The 16,288-nt window shown below is 41.0% G+C and carries 17 protein-coding genes; 7 read left to right on the top strand and 10 right to left on the bottom strand.

The genetic code is table 11. The annotated features are described in order from the left end of the window. Positions 1–375: 375 nt before the first annotated feature. Positions 376–1,020, top strand: a complete 645-nt coding sequence (locus tag A4S05_RS15125) for a hypothetical protein (protein WP_069070648.1) — start codon at positions 376–378, stop codon at positions 1,018–1,020. A 139-nt stretch (positions 1,021–1,159) separates the two neighbouring features. Here A4S05_RS15125 and A4S05_RS15120 read toward each other — a convergent pair whose 3' ends face one another. Next, positions 1,160–2,632 (bottom strand): hypothetical protein, encoded by a 1,473-nt coding sequence (locus tag A4S05_RS15120; RefSeq protein ID WP_069070647.1) that lies wholly within the window; start codon positions 2,630–2,632, stop codon positions 1,160–1,162. A gap of 207 nt (positions 2,633–2,839) precedes the next feature. Between A4S05_RS15120 and A4S05_RS15115 the strand changes: the two genes are divergently transcribed. Beyond that, on the top strand, positions 2,840–4,243 hold the full coding sequence (locus tag A4S05_RS15115) for an amidase (RefSeq protein ID WP_069070646.1): 1,404 nt from the start codon (positions 2,840–2,842) through the stop codon (positions 4,241–4,243). A gap of 2 nt (positions 4,244–4,245) precedes the next feature. Next, positions 4,246–4,944, top strand: coding sequence for a Crp/Fnr family transcriptional regulator (locus tag A4S05_RS15110; RefSeq protein WP_069070645.1), 699 nt, complete (start codon positions 4,246–4,248; stop codon positions 4,942–4,944). Positions 4,945–5,011: 67 nt separating this feature from the next. On the opposite strand, the gene A4S05_RS15105 is transcribed toward A4S05_RS15110, so the two are convergent. The 6 genes from A4S05_RS15105 to A4S05_RS15080 all read right to left on the bottom strand — a co-directional run bounded on the left by A4S05_RS15105 (position 5,012) and on the right by A4S05_RS15080 (position 9,447). Beyond that, positions 5,012–5,506, bottom strand: coding sequence for a hypothetical protein (locus A4S05_RS15105; RefSeq protein ID WP_069070651.1), 495 nt, complete (start codon positions 5,504–5,506; stop codon positions 5,012–5,014). A 21-nt stretch (positions 5,507–5,527) separates the two neighbouring features. Next, entirely contained in the window at positions 5,528–5,875 is a 348-nt protein-coding gene (locus A4S05_RS15100) for a cupin domain-containing protein (protein WP_069070644.1), read from the bottom strand. Positions 5,876–5,967: 92 nt separating this feature from the next. Further along, positions 5,968–6,744, bottom strand: a complete 777-nt coding sequence (locus tag A4S05_RS15095; RefSeq protein ID WP_069070643.1) for an SAM-dependent methyltransferase — start codon at positions 6,742–6,744, stop codon at positions 5,968–5,970. An 83-nt stretch (positions 6,745–6,827) separates the two neighbouring features. Beyond that, entirely contained in the window at positions 6,828–7,367 is a 540-nt protein-coding gene (locus A4S05_RS15090; protein WP_069070642.1) for a GNAT family N-acetyltransferase, read from the bottom strand. A 40-nt stretch (positions 7,368–7,407) separates the two neighbouring features. After that, positions 7,408–8,208 carry an EndoU domain-containing protein gene (locus tag A4S05_RS15085; protein WP_069070650.1) on the bottom strand — a complete coding sequence of 267 codons (801 nt, stop codon included), beginning with the start codon at positions 8,206–8,208 and terminating at the stop codon, positions 7,408–7,410. A gap of 372 nt (positions 8,209–8,580) precedes the next feature. Continuing rightward, positions 8,581–9,447, bottom strand: a complete 867-nt coding sequence (locus A4S05_RS15080) for an aldo/keto reductase (protein WP_069070641.1) — start codon at positions 9,445–9,447, stop codon at positions 8,581–8,583. 386 nt (positions 9,448–9,833) lie between these two features. Here A4S05_RS15080 and A4S05_RS43330 point away from each other — a divergent pair, with 386 nt between their 5' ends. Both A4S05_RS43330 and A4S05_RS15070 read left to right on the top strand, forming a co-directional pair. Then, on the top strand, positions 9,834–10,370 hold the full coding sequence (locus A4S05_RS43330; protein WP_256090986.1) for a hypothetical protein: 537 nt from the start codon (positions 9,834–9,836) through the stop codon (positions 10,368–10,370). Between the two features lie 167 nt (positions 10,371–10,537). Then, positions 10,538–10,801 (top strand): DUF3146 family protein, encoded by a 264-nt coding sequence (locus A4S05_RS15070; protein ID WP_069070640.1) that lies wholly within the window; start codon positions 10,538–10,540, stop codon positions 10,799–10,801. Positions 10,802–10,865: 64 nt separating this feature from the next. Here the strand turns inward: A4S05_RS15070 and A4S05_RS15065 are convergent, their stop codons facing one another. The 3 genes from A4S05_RS15065 to ntcA all read right to left on the bottom strand — a co-directional run bounded on the left by A4S05_RS15065 (position 10,866) and on the right by ntcA (position 14,157). Next, positions 10,866–11,321 carry a RuvC family protein gene (locus A4S05_RS15065; RefSeq protein ID WP_069070639.1) on the bottom strand — a complete coding sequence of 152 codons (456 nt, stop codon included), beginning with the start codon at positions 11,319–11,321 and terminating at the stop codon, positions 10,866–10,868. A gap of 503 nt (positions 11,322–11,824) precedes the next feature. Then, positions 11,825–13,315 (bottom strand): DUF3084 domain-containing protein, encoded by a 1,491-nt coding sequence (locus tag A4S05_RS15060; protein ID WP_069070638.1) that lies wholly within the window; start codon positions 13,313–13,315, stop codon positions 11,825–11,827. Positions 13,316–13,485: 170 nt separating this feature from the next. Then, on the bottom strand, positions 13,486–14,157 hold the full coding sequence (ntcA, locus tag A4S05_RS15055; RefSeq protein ID WP_010998529.1) for a global nitrogen regulator NtcA: 672 nt from the start codon (positions 14,155–14,157) through the stop codon (positions 13,486–13,488). Positions 14,158–14,536: 379 nt separating this feature from the next. On the opposite strand from ntcA, the gene fabI reads away from it, so the two are divergent. Next, entirely contained in the window at positions 14,537–15,313 is a 777-nt protein-coding gene (fabI, locus tag A4S05_RS15050) for an enoyl-ACP reductase FabI (RefSeq protein ID WP_069070637.1), read from the top strand. Positions 15,314–15,428: 115 nt separating this feature from the next. Further along, entirely contained in the window at positions 15,429–16,064 is a 636-nt protein-coding gene (gene hisB, locus A4S05_RS15045; protein ID WP_069070636.1) for an imidazoleglycerol-phosphate dehydratase HisB, read from the top strand. The last annotated feature ends 224 nt before the right edge of the window (positions 16,065–16,288 follow it).

Here is a 16,288-nt window from a genome sequence, read left to right as displayed (position 1 = left end):
AGCCTTGGCCCACTTCCCCTCCACAACTTCATGTGTCTCAAATCACTCTCTCTACTGCCTGATTTTTAAACCCCTACCCTTGAAAGCCTTTCCAAGGGGGGGTAATTCAACTTGTGTATACACCGTCTTACCAAGAGGGGTTCATAAGGCGCATTCTTCATACAGAATTGGTATAAGAAGCCTTCTTGACTGTAGCAAGATTGCCTATTGCCTATTGCCTGTCTACGCAAATTCGTTCAGAAATCAAAGCGGATTCCTATAGTTGCTTTGCCTTCCCGCAGGGTAGGTTCGCAGAGGAATGCAAATTAGGTAAAATTATGCTCGACTATAAAACTTATCACGGATAAGGTAGGTAAAACTCATATTTGCTCAAAAATGGTAAGTTTTCTGGAATCTCTACCTCAGATTTCTTTTACTGTATTTTATCTGTGGCTTTCTACTCTTAATTTGTTACCAATAGCAAACGCTGCAACCCCCAAAAATGCTAACAAACAAGTAATTTGCGAAGCCAAGAAATTAGGATATGAAGAAGCACTTTTTTTATACCTAAGAAAACCGCAAGGAGAATTTGAAGATGGAGGTGCAATTAATATATATGAAGACGCAAAGTTACAAGTACTAGCTAAAGGTTTTGAAAACTGGATTTACGTTAGTGTTATCGATGCAGATAATTCTAAAGAAAAAGGCTTAGAAGGTTGGATGCGTAGTAGCAGCCTAAAATGTACTAGCAATTTAGCTCAAGTTAAGCCTGCACTCTGCGAAGTAACTGGGTTACAATCGGGGCAATTAGCTTTACGTACCACACCTGGCGGAAAGTCAACAGCAGGTTTAGAGAATGGCAACAATATCACATTACTCAAGCCTGATATTGTATCACTTCAAGGTCGCCCAACACCTTGGGTTAACGTGCGTGTTACTAATAGCTCAAATAATAGAATAGTAGGAAGGGAGGGGTGGATTAATTCTCAATATATAGATTGCTATAGCAACCAAAGCAATGATGCAATAAATTATCCATAAAAATATTTGAGGATATACCTCATTTTATCGATAACCGCTATGTAACAATTTGTGCAGGAGTTACGAGCAAAAAGAACCCCGACTTCTTAAAAGAAGTCGGGGTTTTGAGCCTCTCAATGTTTGCAAAACAGATTAATTCCTATATTTGACTAGTAGCTGCATAATTATTTTTATAAATAGGAAGTAACTCTTTAGCTTGTATATAGACAAAGGTACTCTTTGGAATAGCTTCTAATAAATGAATTGCTTGTTGCCATTTACCTTGTACTTGCTGCCGAACTAGTAGCGAATGAGGTGGATTGTGAAGAATCAAATTAGCTTCTATTGCTAGTTTTTTTGCTGATTCTAAGTTTGCTATAGCGTTCTTTTCAATTAATACTCTTTTACTGATAGATTTGTAGTTAATTTGATAATAAGCCAATTTCTTCTTAGCTTGGTCATAAATTGATGTTTCATCAGGAATACTATCTAATAAGATTATTGCCTGATGCCATTTAGTTTCTGCTTCTTGCCAAACTTTTAAAGGATGCGGTGGATTTTGAACTAAAGAAGCAGCTGCCATTCCGAGTTTTTGAGCAGATTTAAACTTAGCACTTGCACTTCCTTGTTGAGTTAAACTTAGAATAATCTTTTGTAATTGTGGACTTTGCTCTTTAATTTTCCAACCACCAAAACCCAAGATTAATAAACTTGAGGCTATAATCAAAGCTGAACGGACTATTTTGGATGTCCAAAACTTTGGGACTATTTCTACTTTCTGACTAATGATTACTTCTTTATTACTTTCCTGTTCAATCTTTTTCAGGGCTTGTTCTGCCTGTTCACTTAAAACGTTACTCTGAATAATTAAAGCAGCAATCTGTTCTTGGAAAAAATCACAATCATTGAGAATATCTGTTAATTCTTGGAATTTCCCTTCACTCGATATAATTAATTCGTGATCATCATCCAACCACTCTAAAGCAAAGCCAGATTTACCATAAAAAGCAGAGACTCCTAATAAAATATTTAATAAACTACGACTGCTTTTAATAGTATGAAAAATATAATTTAATTTTTGCTGTAACTGTAATAGTTCTTTTTTAGCGTTGCTAATATTTTGAATTTGACGTTGTATAACATTAGGTTTTGCAGGGTCTAAATTAATATTTAAGCTGACATTGATTGCTTTAAATTCAGTAGTTATGCTTGGATGATTAATATCAGAGTTTAGTTGATTTACTAGTTGCATATCACTAAGAATGTCAGCGGCTATTGCTTGCAAAAAATAACCCCATTCAATCCAACTATCAATTTTTGATTGTAAATCAGTTAATGAAATTTTAGTTTCTGAGTTCCCGAATTTTTCAGCTATGGCTGGATCTACTAATCCTAGGTTAGGGATAAACAAAGTAGCCACTGTAGCAATGCGAGGAAGTGTAGCGATCGCAGAATTTTTGGCATGATCAAATCTCAATTCCTGAGCAATTAATTTTTTAAGATTCCGTAGTTGTTCCTGAGCATTATTGATCAGGATAATTTGTTCCATGATTTCATTGGAATCGCCAATAGTCAGTTTTAGACTTTGAATCAGTGTTGGCAATTCACTAACAAGTATTTCCAGGTTAGCCATAAATACCCCTTAGGGATTTGTCGAAAGTTTATGCGAAACAATTAAAATGGCTTGAGTAAGAACGTAAATACGCCTGTTGCATCTGAGCATCCTAAATTAGTCACAAATCTCAGGAGCTATAAAATGTATAGTTCCCGGAAATCCTGCTAAAGTAACAATTTCAGTTTCAAAATCCCAGGAAAGATAAAATTATCCATTCACTAACCTATGAATGAAGTTGATTTAGCATTTACCCCAGCCCTAGAGTTGGCACAATTAATTCGTCGCCGGGAAGTATCACCGCTAGAGTTGGTGGAAATATATTTAGAACGGATTGGGCAGTTGAATCCCCAATTAGGAAGTTATTTTACGGTGACGGCAGAATTAGCGATCGCAGATGCTAAAGCTAAAACAGAATTATTGACAACTACCTCAGAATTACCACAATTTTTTGGTGTGCCGATTTCCATTAAAGACCTCAACGCTGTAGCAGGTGTTACTTGTACTTATGGAAATCCGGCATTACTGAACAATATCCCTAATTATGATGATGGTGTTGTGACAAGGATTAAGCAAGCTGGATTTACTATTCTCGGTAAAACAGCTACTTCCGAATTAGGTTCATTACCTTACAGCGAACCTACGGGTTTTCCCCCAGCTAGAAATCCGTGGAATTTAGAATATACCCCTGGCGGTTCCAGTGGTGGCGCAGCCGCCGCAGTAGCAGCGGGATTGTGTGCGATCGCTCAAGGTTCTGATGGTGGTGGTTCGATTCGGGGGCCTGCGGCTTGTTGTGGTTTGGTGGGACTCAAACCATCCAGAGGCAGGGTGAGTAAAGCACCCGTAGGCGAACGCCTCGCTGGAATTGCCGTCAACGGCCCGATCGCCCGCACTGTCGCTGATGCTGCTGCCCTTTTGGATGCTATATCTGGCTATGTCACAGGCGATCCTTACTGGTTGCCCGATCCTGAACCATCATTTCTCGCCGCCACTCACACAAAACTCGGTGCTTTGCGAATTGCCTTTGACACTACTATTTCTCCTTTGGGAGAAGCTGATGCCAACTGTCAGCAAGGTGTCCGCCAAACAGTTGAGTTATTAGAACAACTCGGCCACCAAGTTGAACAAAAATCCCCGGATTTCAGTGCTTTAGTTGAACCATTTCAAATCGTCTGGCAAGCTGGGGTAGCTGCATCGGGACTTCCTGTTGAAGCCTTGCAGCCATTAAATCGCTGGCTATTTGCACGCACCGGTTCTGTTGCCCAATACCTGCAAGCAGTTTCCCAAATGCAGGTAGTAGCACGGCAAATCGTGGCGTTTTTTGATACAGTGGATGTGCTGGTATTGCCAGTTTATCTACATTCACCCATCCGCGTTGGGGAATGGGCTTCTTTGAGTGCAGAAGAGACATTCCAAAATATTATTGAGTGGGTTGCCCCTTGTCCACCCGCGAATGCAACTGGACAACCTGCGATCGCAATTCCTGTAGGCTTTGATAGTAAAGGTTTACCTATCAGTGTGCAGCTAATTGGTAAACCTGCCGCAGAAGCCACACTCATCAGCCTAGCAGCACAATTAGAAGCGGCTAACCCTTGGATTCATCATCGTCCAGCCTTTGCAATATCAGGCTAATCATGCAGGTATCCCTGGAACAACTCTCACAAATTATTGTGTTTGCAGGTTTAGAAACAGCAGAGAAGATAAGTTTGCAACCTTACACTCAGGTGCAACACCATCGCAAAGGAGAGATTATTCTGCATGAAGGTGATGTCTTACCAGCAAAACTTTATGCTGTTGTCAGTGGATCAATTCAAGTTACCAAAACAGCAACAACGGGGAAAGAAACGATTCTCCGCGCCTTAACTGCTGGGGAAATTTTTGCGGCTCCTGCTTTGTTAGGAAATAGAATTTCTCCGGCAACTGTAACTGCTGAATCTGATTGTGAAATCCTCACTGTAGAGCGAGATGCTTTATTAAAAGCTATTGGCGAAAATCCTGAAATTGCATTACGAATGCTGATGGTTTTTAACAGTCGGATTCAGCAATTACATGAAACAGTCCACGGATTAGTTTCTGAAAGAGCTATTGTTCGCCTTGCCAGATTAATTCAATATTTTGCTGCTGAATCTGGAACTGAATCTACCTCACAAGGCGAGTGTTTAAAAGTCAAATTATCTTATTATCGTATGGCTCGAAGTAGTGGCATTACTTACGAAGAATGTGTGCGGTTAATTAAAAGTCTCAAGTCAGTAATTGCTTATCGTCGGGGTGGGACGATTACCATACTTGATGCTGCGAAATTGGATGCGATCGCTTCTGGAGATATAGATTAGAGTATTCGCTATTAAATAGAGAAAACCTGCGGAGGCAGGTTTCACAAGTTTAATTTTCCGTAAAGAGTTATCGGACTGCTACAACTTCTCTATCTCGTTCGCGTGCAGCGACAACTAGAACTAGACATAAAGCTGCGATCGCTTTTTGCCATTCCTGCCGAACTTGCGCGTCTTCGACACCTTCAAACATCCCTACCAAGCGGGGAATAGAAGCTTCTAAAGCCGGACGAGGTACTGGTTGGTGTAGTTCAACTAAATGAGTTAAACTTTCTTGATTATGGACGAAACCAATTACCCATGTTGTGGTGTGATCAGGACTATCAGGAACCCGCTTGACTCCCAACTCATTTTTTAGCCAGTTGTAAAAAGGTGGTAATTCCTTAGCTAAAACTCCTCCTGCTGTGGGTAAAGTTTCCTTAAGTAAATTGGTATCTAAGCTGTTTAATGCTTGCTGCAATTGAGGTGAATTGAGAACTTCAGTTAGAGGTTGTGATAGTATTTCTTTCAACTGAGTTTCAGAGAAATTTAAATTTTGAGCAAAAGTTAAAAGTAGCGATCGCATATTTCCAGACTCCATAAATAACTAATTATTTTCTGTTAATTTTTCAGAAAGCGTGAGTATAAATGTCAGGTTTTCTTCAGCTTTTAAAGCATGAGACGCGTTAGCAGATATAAAGATAAAAACACCAGGTTTAAGTGCAATATCTTCTCCAGATAAAGTCAGTAACCCTCTGCCTTCGATGACATTAATGGTGGCATTTCGAGTAGAAGTATGCTCAGAAATATCAGTATTAGCTGCTAGGCAAAATAGAGTGTATTGACAAGCGTTATCTTTCAGCAGCACCTTGCTGAGAACTCCCGCACTGGGATATTTAATTTTGTCTTGGAGTTGAATCATAAAAGATGGGCTAATTGTGATTGAGTTTGTCATAGTATTTGGGGATGATGAACAGTAAATAAATGCTGATAATCATTCAAAAACTATCGGTATTTATCAGGTGATATATTTGGGAACCAATTATGTTAATGGGCAACAGCACACAAAATGATGTAGCCTAATTCGTGTTGGTATTTATGAAAAACTTGGTACATCTCTAAAACGCGTTTGCGGATAGCTCTCTGCGTCAATATATTCCACATAATCCGAGTTGTATTAAAGATGCCTTCATCTTGAAATATCCGTTTTAAATTCAATAAATTCATTGAATCAGTTTGGCATTTCTGTACTTGCAATCCTGCTGTTGCAAAAGCCGTCATCCAGTTTGATTCTGAAAGTGGTGTAGAATTAACTCGAATTACTGGTGCTAAGTCATCATGAATTTGTTCTTCTTTGTCACGAGCTAATAGTTCGTGGGAGAGAAATTTACCTCCCGGCTTGAGTTTATTGTGAATTTCAGCTAAAATCTTGGCTTTTCCCAATGGCGATTGCATTGTAAGAATAGCTTCTGCCAATACATAATCAAACTTTCCTGGGATTGTCTCTAAGTTGAAAATATTACCTTCAATGATTTCAACTTGATTTTCTAACCCAGCAGCACAAATATTAGCACGCGCACAAGCTACACTATCAGGATTTTTTTCAACGCCTACTACTTTCACATGGTAGCTTTTTGCTAAAGCGATCGCACTATAACCAAAGCTAGAACCTAGCTCTAAAACTCTCTCTCCAGGCTGAAAGTTTGCCCACTCAAATAATTTATCTGTAGCTATTCGTCCACCAGGACGCAGATATTTTTTACCTGCTGCTGCTAAAACTTCGTGTCCGGTAGCTGTGTGGAAATTGAGGATAGTGTTGGTCATCTCTGCGACCCTCTGAACTTGTCTTATCCTCAATTTCTCAGAAATTTACGATATTGTCTCTGAGGTAGCTCATAGAAGCAGTATTACTTTGCTTTCCACTCATGGTCAAGGATAGCGTAAAGAAAATTGTCGTACCATCTATCTTTGATTAACTCTTTTTCCCGCAGATGACCTTCACGACGCATACCAATTTTTTCTAATACCCTTACAGAAGCAATATTCTCTGCAACACACCAAGACCAGATACGATGCATTCCCAGTTCTTCAAAGCCGAACTTTAAAATGGCGTGTGCTGCTTCTGTTGCATAACCTTGTCCCCAATACTGAGTGTTTAGTTCATAGCCGATATTTGCTTCTCGCATTTCCGGGTTATTTACACGAATACCACAATTACCAATAAGCTGATTTTCTGCTTTGAGGATAATAGCTAACTGAAACTTTGTCCGTGGTTGCTCTTTTTGCTGATCAACAAACATCTGAATAAACTCGCAAACATCCTTTTGTGTGCGGTGTGTCCAATAGTTGTAACGCAAATACAAAGGATCAGATTGATAGATAAAAACCGGCTGCCAATCTGCCTCTATAAAATCACGCATTAGCAAGCGGTGTGTTTCTAAGATCATGTCTTTTCTTTATGCGCTAATTACAGGCAATCTATAAAATTTAACTTTTACATTTTGCACCTTGAGGAGTAGCATCAGGATAATAGGTAATAATTGCTTTGTCTTTTCTGATAAAAACTGTAGGAAAGGATTTACCTGTTTCTCGGTCACGTACATTATAAATACACGCTCCCTCATTATTGCCTTGGAGCTTAAATATTTTGGTGGCATCTAAAAGCATTTCTTCGGCATTACTGAGATAGCCATAGCCTTTAATGACATCCCTTACTGTCCGATTTTCCTGCTTAATTACTACACCCATTGTATAAATTACATTCGGAACAACTTCCTCTCGTCCCTGATTATTTGGCAACCGTCCGCCTATTCCTTCATTTTGTAACTGTAAATATCTGCCATGAAAATGTAAGCCACCAATATCATTGGCGTTATATATTTCACCACAAAATATATGCTCAAACCCCCGACGTTGGAACCAAATATTGGTTAAATCTTCGAGAAATTGTGCTTTATTATTACGTCCAGGACGTAGTTCACCGCCACTAACTTGCTGAAGTTTTTGTAACACATCTGGGTAATAAGATAACAATTGTTTAAAATTATTAGAACTAACTCTTGTACCAATAGGGCCACAGAGTTTAATTATCGCTTTGTCAAAAGAATTTAGCAGCGGTGGAGGTGGTGTGATATCTACCTGTTGTCCTGCGGGAAAACGAACAGGGACAGGGTTATCTATATTATCAAAAAACGGCAGAAGTTGCTTATTTGACTGTGGCTGCGCGTTCACTGAATTTTGCCAGCCAAAAGGGGAAACCAGTAGCAAAATAGCAAACATCTTTACCATCTGCTTTAACCTATTGGTTACAGAATTTAGTAGCATAAATTTTAGATTAATTAGATTAAAATACTACATCAAATTAAACTTGATGTATGTCGTATTTTCTTAAAAACCCGGTTTCTTTTAATAAACCGGGTTGATGAAGTCCTTTAAAATTATGTTGACTTGGAATTTGGAATTGTTTATCTATAGGACTCATATTTGATTTCTGAAAAAACTCAGTACAACTAAGAAGCCTTCTTGACTGTAGCAAGATTGCCTATTGCCTATTGCCTGTCTACGCAAATTCGTTCAGAAATCAAAGCGGATTCCTATAGCTAAAGATGGCGCGTAAATCTTTGGCAACTTTCACTCAATCTACATTATTTAGTGGAATGATTAAGTTGCCCGATCAATTCTTTGCACTTCTTCATCAGATAGTTTTACATTGATAGCACCTGTTGAGTCTTCGATGCTGGAAACCTTGCTAGCACCAGGAATCGGCAAAATAGCAGGTGACTTAGAACGCAACCACGCTAAGACGATATTGTATACTGACACGCCTTTTTCTTGAGCTAATTTAGCGATCGCAGGAATATCTTGCAAATCCTGATGGCGACGCCTACCGCCAAAGGGACTCCAAGGCAAAAATGTTAATCCTTGCTGTTCACAATACTTCAACACGCCGTCATTTTCTGGCTGTCTTTGCCAAGGGCTGTATTGATTCTGCACCGAGACAATATCCACCACATCCCGCGCTTGCTTAATTTGTTCAACGGAAAAGTTAGAAACTCCCACAAACCTAATCAAACCAGCCTCTACTGCTTCTTTGACTGGCGTAAGAGATTCTTCAATGCTGTAATTAGGATCGGGAGAATGGTATTGCCAAACATCGATGGGTTTAGCACCACCCAACGCTTCAAAACTGTCGCGAATTGTTTGGCGCAAATGTTCTGGATTACCGTTGGTTGTCCAGTTGCCATCGGGACGCATCAACCCGCCCTTCGTTGCCACAATTACTTGACTAACATCGCCTTTATAACTGGTAAGTGCCTTGTGAATTAGCCGCTCGTTGTGATGCTTATCTGACTCATCTTTGCAGTAAGAATCGGCAGTATCAATAAATGTAATACCCAAATTCAACGCCCGATGAATAACTTCGATTGATTGCGATTCGGGAGGGCGATTAGAAATTGACATGGGCATACCACCCAAACCGATCGCACTCACAAAGATACCAGTTTTTCCTAGCTGTTTGGTTTCCATGCTTCTAGCTATAGTTTTCTGCCCCAATTATCTATCAGTTAGGCAAAGCTTTTGTAGCTATTCATCATAAATCCTCCCTGGTACTTAGACTTGAGGATATATAAATGGTCTACGAGGGGAATACTCTACTCAGGGGTTCAGTATTCTATACACATACACCGATGAAAATTGTCGAGGAAACCCGTACTAGATTGCAGCTAAAGCATCGACCACTCAGAGATTGGTTCACCGGATGGTGCATTTTTACTGTCTGTTTTGGCTTTTTGATTTACTGCTTATTTTTTGAGTCTGCTTCAGTTCAAATAACTTGCGAGCGCCTCTCCCCAAACCAAATAAATTGTGAATTAAGGCGGTTTAATTTGTTGGGAAGTATGGAGAAACTCAAAATGTTTGATCTCCAGGAAGCATACATTCTTACAAAGACTGGTAGCAAAGGAGGGAAAACCTATCAAGTTATGATTGTGACTCCTTTTGGAAACTTTCCTCTTTTATCCCATGTTAAGTATGAAGAGAATCAGAAAACTATCTTTAAAATTAACAATTTTATCAACTCTGTTCAAACTTCCCTATTGGTACAGCAAAATCAGCGCCACTATCTACTTTTATTAATTTTATTTATATTGATTATGATGGCGATCGCTGCTTATTTTGCCACATCTCCTGTAACTACCTGTACCTTTTATAAAAGTATTGATAAGGTATTTATCGAACGTAAAAGTCTTCGTATTAAACAAATTATTGAACATCCACTAGAGAATATTATGAGTTTTAATATCCAAGAAAAACAATTTAAATACTCGAAGCTTTATCGGGCTGTAATTGTGGTGAAATACTTTAAGGAAATCCCAATCAATCCCCAATATACTGATGAAAGGAGTATCCGATATGCAGTTTCTCGGATACATTCATTCCTAAAAATTTAACCAAACCGTATTGGGTTATAGCTGCAACCTCAATATCCTGAAGTCGTAACATAACCTAGTGAACTACAAATACCCACTTTGTCAGTTTGTCTAATTAAGCTAAGTTTGGTAAATAAAATAAGTAGCCTACATGATCGGCTGTTATTCCACACTTGACATAAAGCATTGTGAGTGCAAAACGTCTGCCAGAAACCATTGCCCATGTCAGAATTACTCGCCAATCCTGGCAACACGGCTTCCTTGAGGGCGAAGTAAGTGCGGGTGAGTTTGAGTGGCATTTCCAATGGCATTTTCGCCGGGGAGAACTTGCCGTCAAGCCTTCCCAAGGCCGCGCCTTAATCAAAGAACCCCTCGGTCGATTTTTGGAGCAACAAGATTACCAGCTAGAGCCTGGAGGAGACTATGCTTTTACGATTCGGGCGGAACTCTAGGAGTTATGAGTTATGAGTTATGAGTTATGAGTTATGAGTTATGAAGAAATTAATTTCTAACCCCTCACTCATAACTCATAGCAGCTGATTCTGTGAGGCGATTTAAGTATCTTTCGATTAAGAGAATGGCAACAATGTCATCTATTGGTCTTGGTGGCTGTCGCAGACCTTGTGGCAATAGCTTTATTAGCCCTTTGGGTGGGAACATTTGCCAATAGCGATCGCGTGCTTCTAAGGTTGTATAGCGCTCATCCACTAAAATAATACTCAGCGGTTCTGTTAATTCCTGGTATAGTTGCTGTCTCCACTGCTTGGCTGTAGTTTGATCGCCCATCACCATCAAAGAGATAGGAAACCTTTGACGCAGTGTCTCAATGGTAGCGATCGCCTCTTTGGCTAGCACAACCTGATGATAATACAGTTGCCGATCCAGTCCCATCACCGCTAAACCACACTTATCTCGACCTGGATCAAACCCCAAGATGACTGGTTGCGTTGGTGAAAATTCATGGAAAGCCATAAAAAATTAAAAATTAGAAATTATTGAAGAAGAATTTAGGAGTCAGAATTTAGGAGTCAGAAGTCAGAATTCAGGAGTCAGAATAAAGACGCTCGTTCGCGTAGCGTGTCGTAGACAAGACTCGCCAACGCGAACGCTATCAGTCGGGGATTCAGACCGGCGCAGGAATTGTTGCACCATCAACTTGAAAATTTGGTGGGGGTGCAAAAACGCCGATTATTTAGACGCGACTCGAAAATACTCGCTCTAAGCGAAGCATCCCGAAGGGTATACGCTACGCTATCGCGGACTCCCTTGCCGCCGGCGCTATCCGCCAGTCATACAGAAAACATTGCTGTTAGCGGATAGCTAAGGTTTAGCCCATTCTGACTCCTGACTCCTGACTTCTGAATTCTGTTCGATAAATGCAATCACAGCAACTATTTTGGCTGCTGTTCAATATGTTTAAATCTTGCAATAACTGCCTCCTGCCTCCTGAATAATAACAGTGTGCAAATACTTTTTTAAGTACTAAAAATAATTTTTCCGTTGACTGTTGCCACTAATTTTACTCTCAATGGCCCAGCGGTATAAGTGTCCTCTGCTGCGATCGCTTTGATCTCTAAGGGTTGATTATACTGTCTTAATTGGTTGACAAAGCGCAAAAAAGTCCCATCTACTTGGACATTTTCGACAATTCCGGCGTTACGGGCACGAAATTGAGAAGCAGAAATCAGTATTTCCAACCGCTGCTGTAACTGATAGGATGTCATGCTTTTAGAATCGGTATTAGTTGTGGCCAGCACCGCGCCTCCCGAAAAAACCAATTGATTCCGGGCTGTATCGGCGAAAAACTCTATCTGCTTTTCTCCCCTGACGTAATTACCAGCAGAAAAAATTCGCACCACGTATTCTTGGCCATCCTCAATCTGCTTGCTCAATTTCTCAACCCTCTCCTGGGTGAAGCGTATTAGCTCTGCATTTGCAGGATTTGCACCAGGTTCACTCAATTCCAGGTTGGCGTTGCGATTGGCTTCTTGTAAGAGTTGTACAACTGCCTGACGAGCAGCAGCAGGTTGGGTAACACGAACTACAGCAGCGGACAAAACTTGACCGCGAACTAGGGCCAGCTTACCCAGACGTAAATCGCGGTAGGACTGATAATATTTTTCCAGCCTTGCAACTTCCTGTTCTAATTGCTCCTGTTGTCCTTCCAATTCTTTAAGACGAGATTCCCGTTTGGCAATCACTTGTTCTCGCGCTGCAACTTCGAGATTACGCTTTTGAATCAGTTTATCCAATTGAGCAATTTTTTGATCGCGTTGTTCTATGGCTTCTTGGCGGTTAGCAAGTTCGCGATCGCGTTTTTCAATTGCTGCTTTGGCTTCGTCAATGGCTTTTTTCGCTTCAGCATACAGTCGTTGACGTTCTGTCTTCAGTAGTTCAACTGCTGCCTGTAACTCCTTTCTCTGGTTGTAAACGCTTTGCAATTCAGTTATAGCTTTTTGGTACTGAGTTACAACTTGTTCTAGCTGACCTTGAGTGCGTTGGAGTTGAGTTTGAGTTTGGGCTTGTTGACTAATGGTGCGGTTTAACTGAGCTTGTGTTTGGCGTTGTTTGGCATTCGCCGCCTGCAAAGATTGGTTGATTGCCTGCAAGTCTTGTTGTGCCTTTGCTTGGGCAATTTTGGCTTGGCTTAACTCACTCTCTATCTGACTTTTTTGAGTTTCTGCGGTTTTTAGCTGTTCTCGTTTTTGTCTGAGGTCTGTTTGAATATCTTCTAATTCAAAGACTCCCTTTCGCAAGCCTTCGTCGGCAGCGAATAAAATCCCTAAAGTTGATGCTGAAATCAAGCCACCTGTAAAAATAGTGACCAGTACAGCAGTGTTTTTTGGACGAAGCTTAAAAAGTGAGAGGCGGGCTTTGCCAACTCGTGTGCCGATGCGATCGCCCACGGTTGCAATTACGCCTCCCAGAATTAAAATTGCAGCGATGAGGATGTATCCGGTGGTCATCTTTAGCTACCGAAATCCTTCCAGATACAGCCTACTACTTTTAAGCATTGTCTGGAAAGAAGTGGAAATTGGCAATAGCTGAAATTACTCAATTTATTAGATTTACCTCTAGCTATTAGTGTCATTTTTCAAAATAGAACACGCGCCGATTCCCCTTTCTCCAATTGTTTTTATGTGAATTGCCTACTTAAGGTAACAGGTTTATGCACAGTAATCTTCTTTTTGTGGATAGAAATCATCTTTTTCTCACGCAAATCTCCCAGTAGCCTGGTAACGGTAACACGAGTTGAACCAATTGCTTCTGCGATCGCTTGATGAGATAACTTCAAATCAATAGTGATTCCATCTGCACAAGGAACGCCAAAATCCCGACAAAGAATTAACAAAAAACTTACCAACCTAGAACCCATATCTCGGTGGGCGAGAGTTTCAATCATCATCTCCGTCTGTAAAATTCGCGAAGACAGACCTCGCAGCATTAACATTGATAATTCTGGATTTTCCTTGAGTGCTTGCTCCACCTGTTCAATTGGTGCTGACAGTAATTCCACAGGAGTAAATGCAACCGCATGGTAAAACCGATCCGATTTATTTCCTGTCAGCAATGACAATACACCAAAAACACTATTTTCCCGCAGCAACGCTACCGTTATTTCCTCTCCTGCCTCGTACACCCTGGAAAGTTTAACAGCACCTTTCAAAAGAAAATAAACTCGTTCGGCAGGATCGCCAGGAAAAAAGATCGTTTTATTGCGTTCAAACGTTTCCACAACTGGCGGAAACGCCCCGGTCGCCATCTGACGAAATACATTTGCTAGGGCTTTATCTTGTGTCACGATCATCTCCCTTCCCCTACCCAATGCCGGAAAAACAAAAACTGATTACCTAAGAATACACCCGAAAAATGAATAAAGCACCGTCAACCTTTCTGTACTTTCCTATACTCAAACTAATCTCTTCATAACTCTTTGTTTACAATGATACATAATTCTTGATCCTTTCAGCTACTAATTGTTGATAAGTAGTTCCAATAGCTGTATTTAAAAGGTTTTTTGAAGAACAAATAAAGAAATCTTGAGAATATCTTTATAAAAAATCAAGATTTTTGTCACAGCAAACACCCTTAGCAATATTCATTTTTGCAAATCCTGTATAAAACAAAGACAAAACGTGCCTCAGATTCTAGTATGCTCCTAATGATCGATCGCATTAACAATTTCTATGCTAAATCTGACCGGAAAAAATGCCCTTGTTACAGGTATTGCCAATAACCGCTCGATCGCCTGGGGCATTGCCCAACAACTGCACAAAGCTGGAGCAAACCTGGGCATTACCTACCTGCCGGATGAACGCGGCAAGATGGAGAAAAAAGTTGCGGAGTTGGTAGAACCTCTCAATCCCAGCTTGTTTCTTCCCTGTAATGTCCAAGATGAAGACCAAATTAAATCTACCTTTGAGACAATCCGCGAACAGTGGGGAAAGCTAGATATCCTCATCCATTGTCTGGCCTTTGCCAGCAAAGAGGATTTAACTGGAGATTTTAGCCAAACCTCTCGTTCTGGCTTCAACACCGCCTTAGAAATCAGTACCTACTCGCTGGTGCAGTTAAGTGGTGCAGCCAAACCTCTGATGACAGAGGGAGGTAGCATCGTCACCCTGACATATTTGGGTGGTGTTAGGGCAATCCCCAACTATAACGTTATGGGAGTTGCCAAGGCGGGGTTAGAAATGAGTGTGCGTTACCTGGCTAGTGAACTAGGGCCACAAAATATCCGCGTGAATGCCATCTCCGCAGGTCCCATCCGCACTTTGGCATCTTCAGCAGTGGGTGGAATTTTAGATATGATTCATCATGTAGAAGAAGTAGCTCCCTTAAGACGCACCGTAACTCAGTTAGAAGTGGGCAACGCTGCGGCTTTCTTGTGTAGTGATTTGTCCAGCGGGATTACCGGACAAATTCTGTATGTAGATGCAGGATATGAAATTATGGGAATGTAAGATAATTTGGGCATGGGGCATTGGGGATTGGGCATTGGGAATTGAGTATTAGTAAAATTCTTGTCCATTTTTCATTCCCCATGCCCCATACCCTATTCCCCATGCCCTATTTCCCATGCAAATCAGCAAAATTAATTCAAACTACGATCGCTTAACCCAAACCCCTCGGATTGCTACTGTTCACCGCACCACTGGTGAAACAGATGTGCAAGTTAGCATCAACCTGGATGGTAGAGGAACTTGCAAAGCAGCAACAGGCATTCCGTTTTTGGATCACATGTTGCATCAAATTGCCTCCCACGGGCTGATTGATATAGATGTCCAAGCCAAGGGAGATTGGGAAATTGATGACCATCACACCAACGAAGATGTAGGCATTACTTTAGGACAAGCTTTCAACCAAGCACTAGGCGACAGAAAAGGTATTGTCCGCTTTGGTAATTTTCTTGCACCACTGGACGAGGCCTTAGTTCAGGTAGCGCTAGACTTTTCCGGTCGTCCTCACCTCAGTTATGGCTTGCAAATTCCTACTGGGCGGGTAGGAACCTATGACACCCAACTGGTACGAGAATTTTTTGTGGCTTTGGTGAACCATAGCCAAATGACATTACACATTCGGCAATTGGATGGCATTAATTCCCATCACATCATTGAAGCAACATTTAAGGCGTTTGCAAGAGCAACACGGCTGGCGGTGGAAATCGACCCCCGTCGTGCTGGTGTAATTCCCAGTTCTAAGGGAGTTCTATGAAATGGGTATTGGGCATTGAGCATTGGGCATTGAAAAGAGGCAGAGGTGCGGAGGGGCGGAGGGGCAGAGGGGAGAAAACTTTCTACAACTTTCTCTACTCCCCTGCTCCCCTGCTCCCCTGCTCCTTTCAAGGGTAGGGGTTTAAGAAAGAGGGAGAAAAGCAGGTAAAATACACAACTGTTGTCAGACCGCAAAAATATGCAAGTCAGATGCGGTGAAGAATG

This window comes from Nostoc sp. KVJ20, from assembly GCF_001712795.1.
Lineage (GTDB): Bacteria > Cyanobacteriota > Cyanobacteriia > Cyanobacteriales > Nostocaceae > Nostoc.
This window is presented reverse-complemented; position numbering and strand designations above follow the sequence as displayed.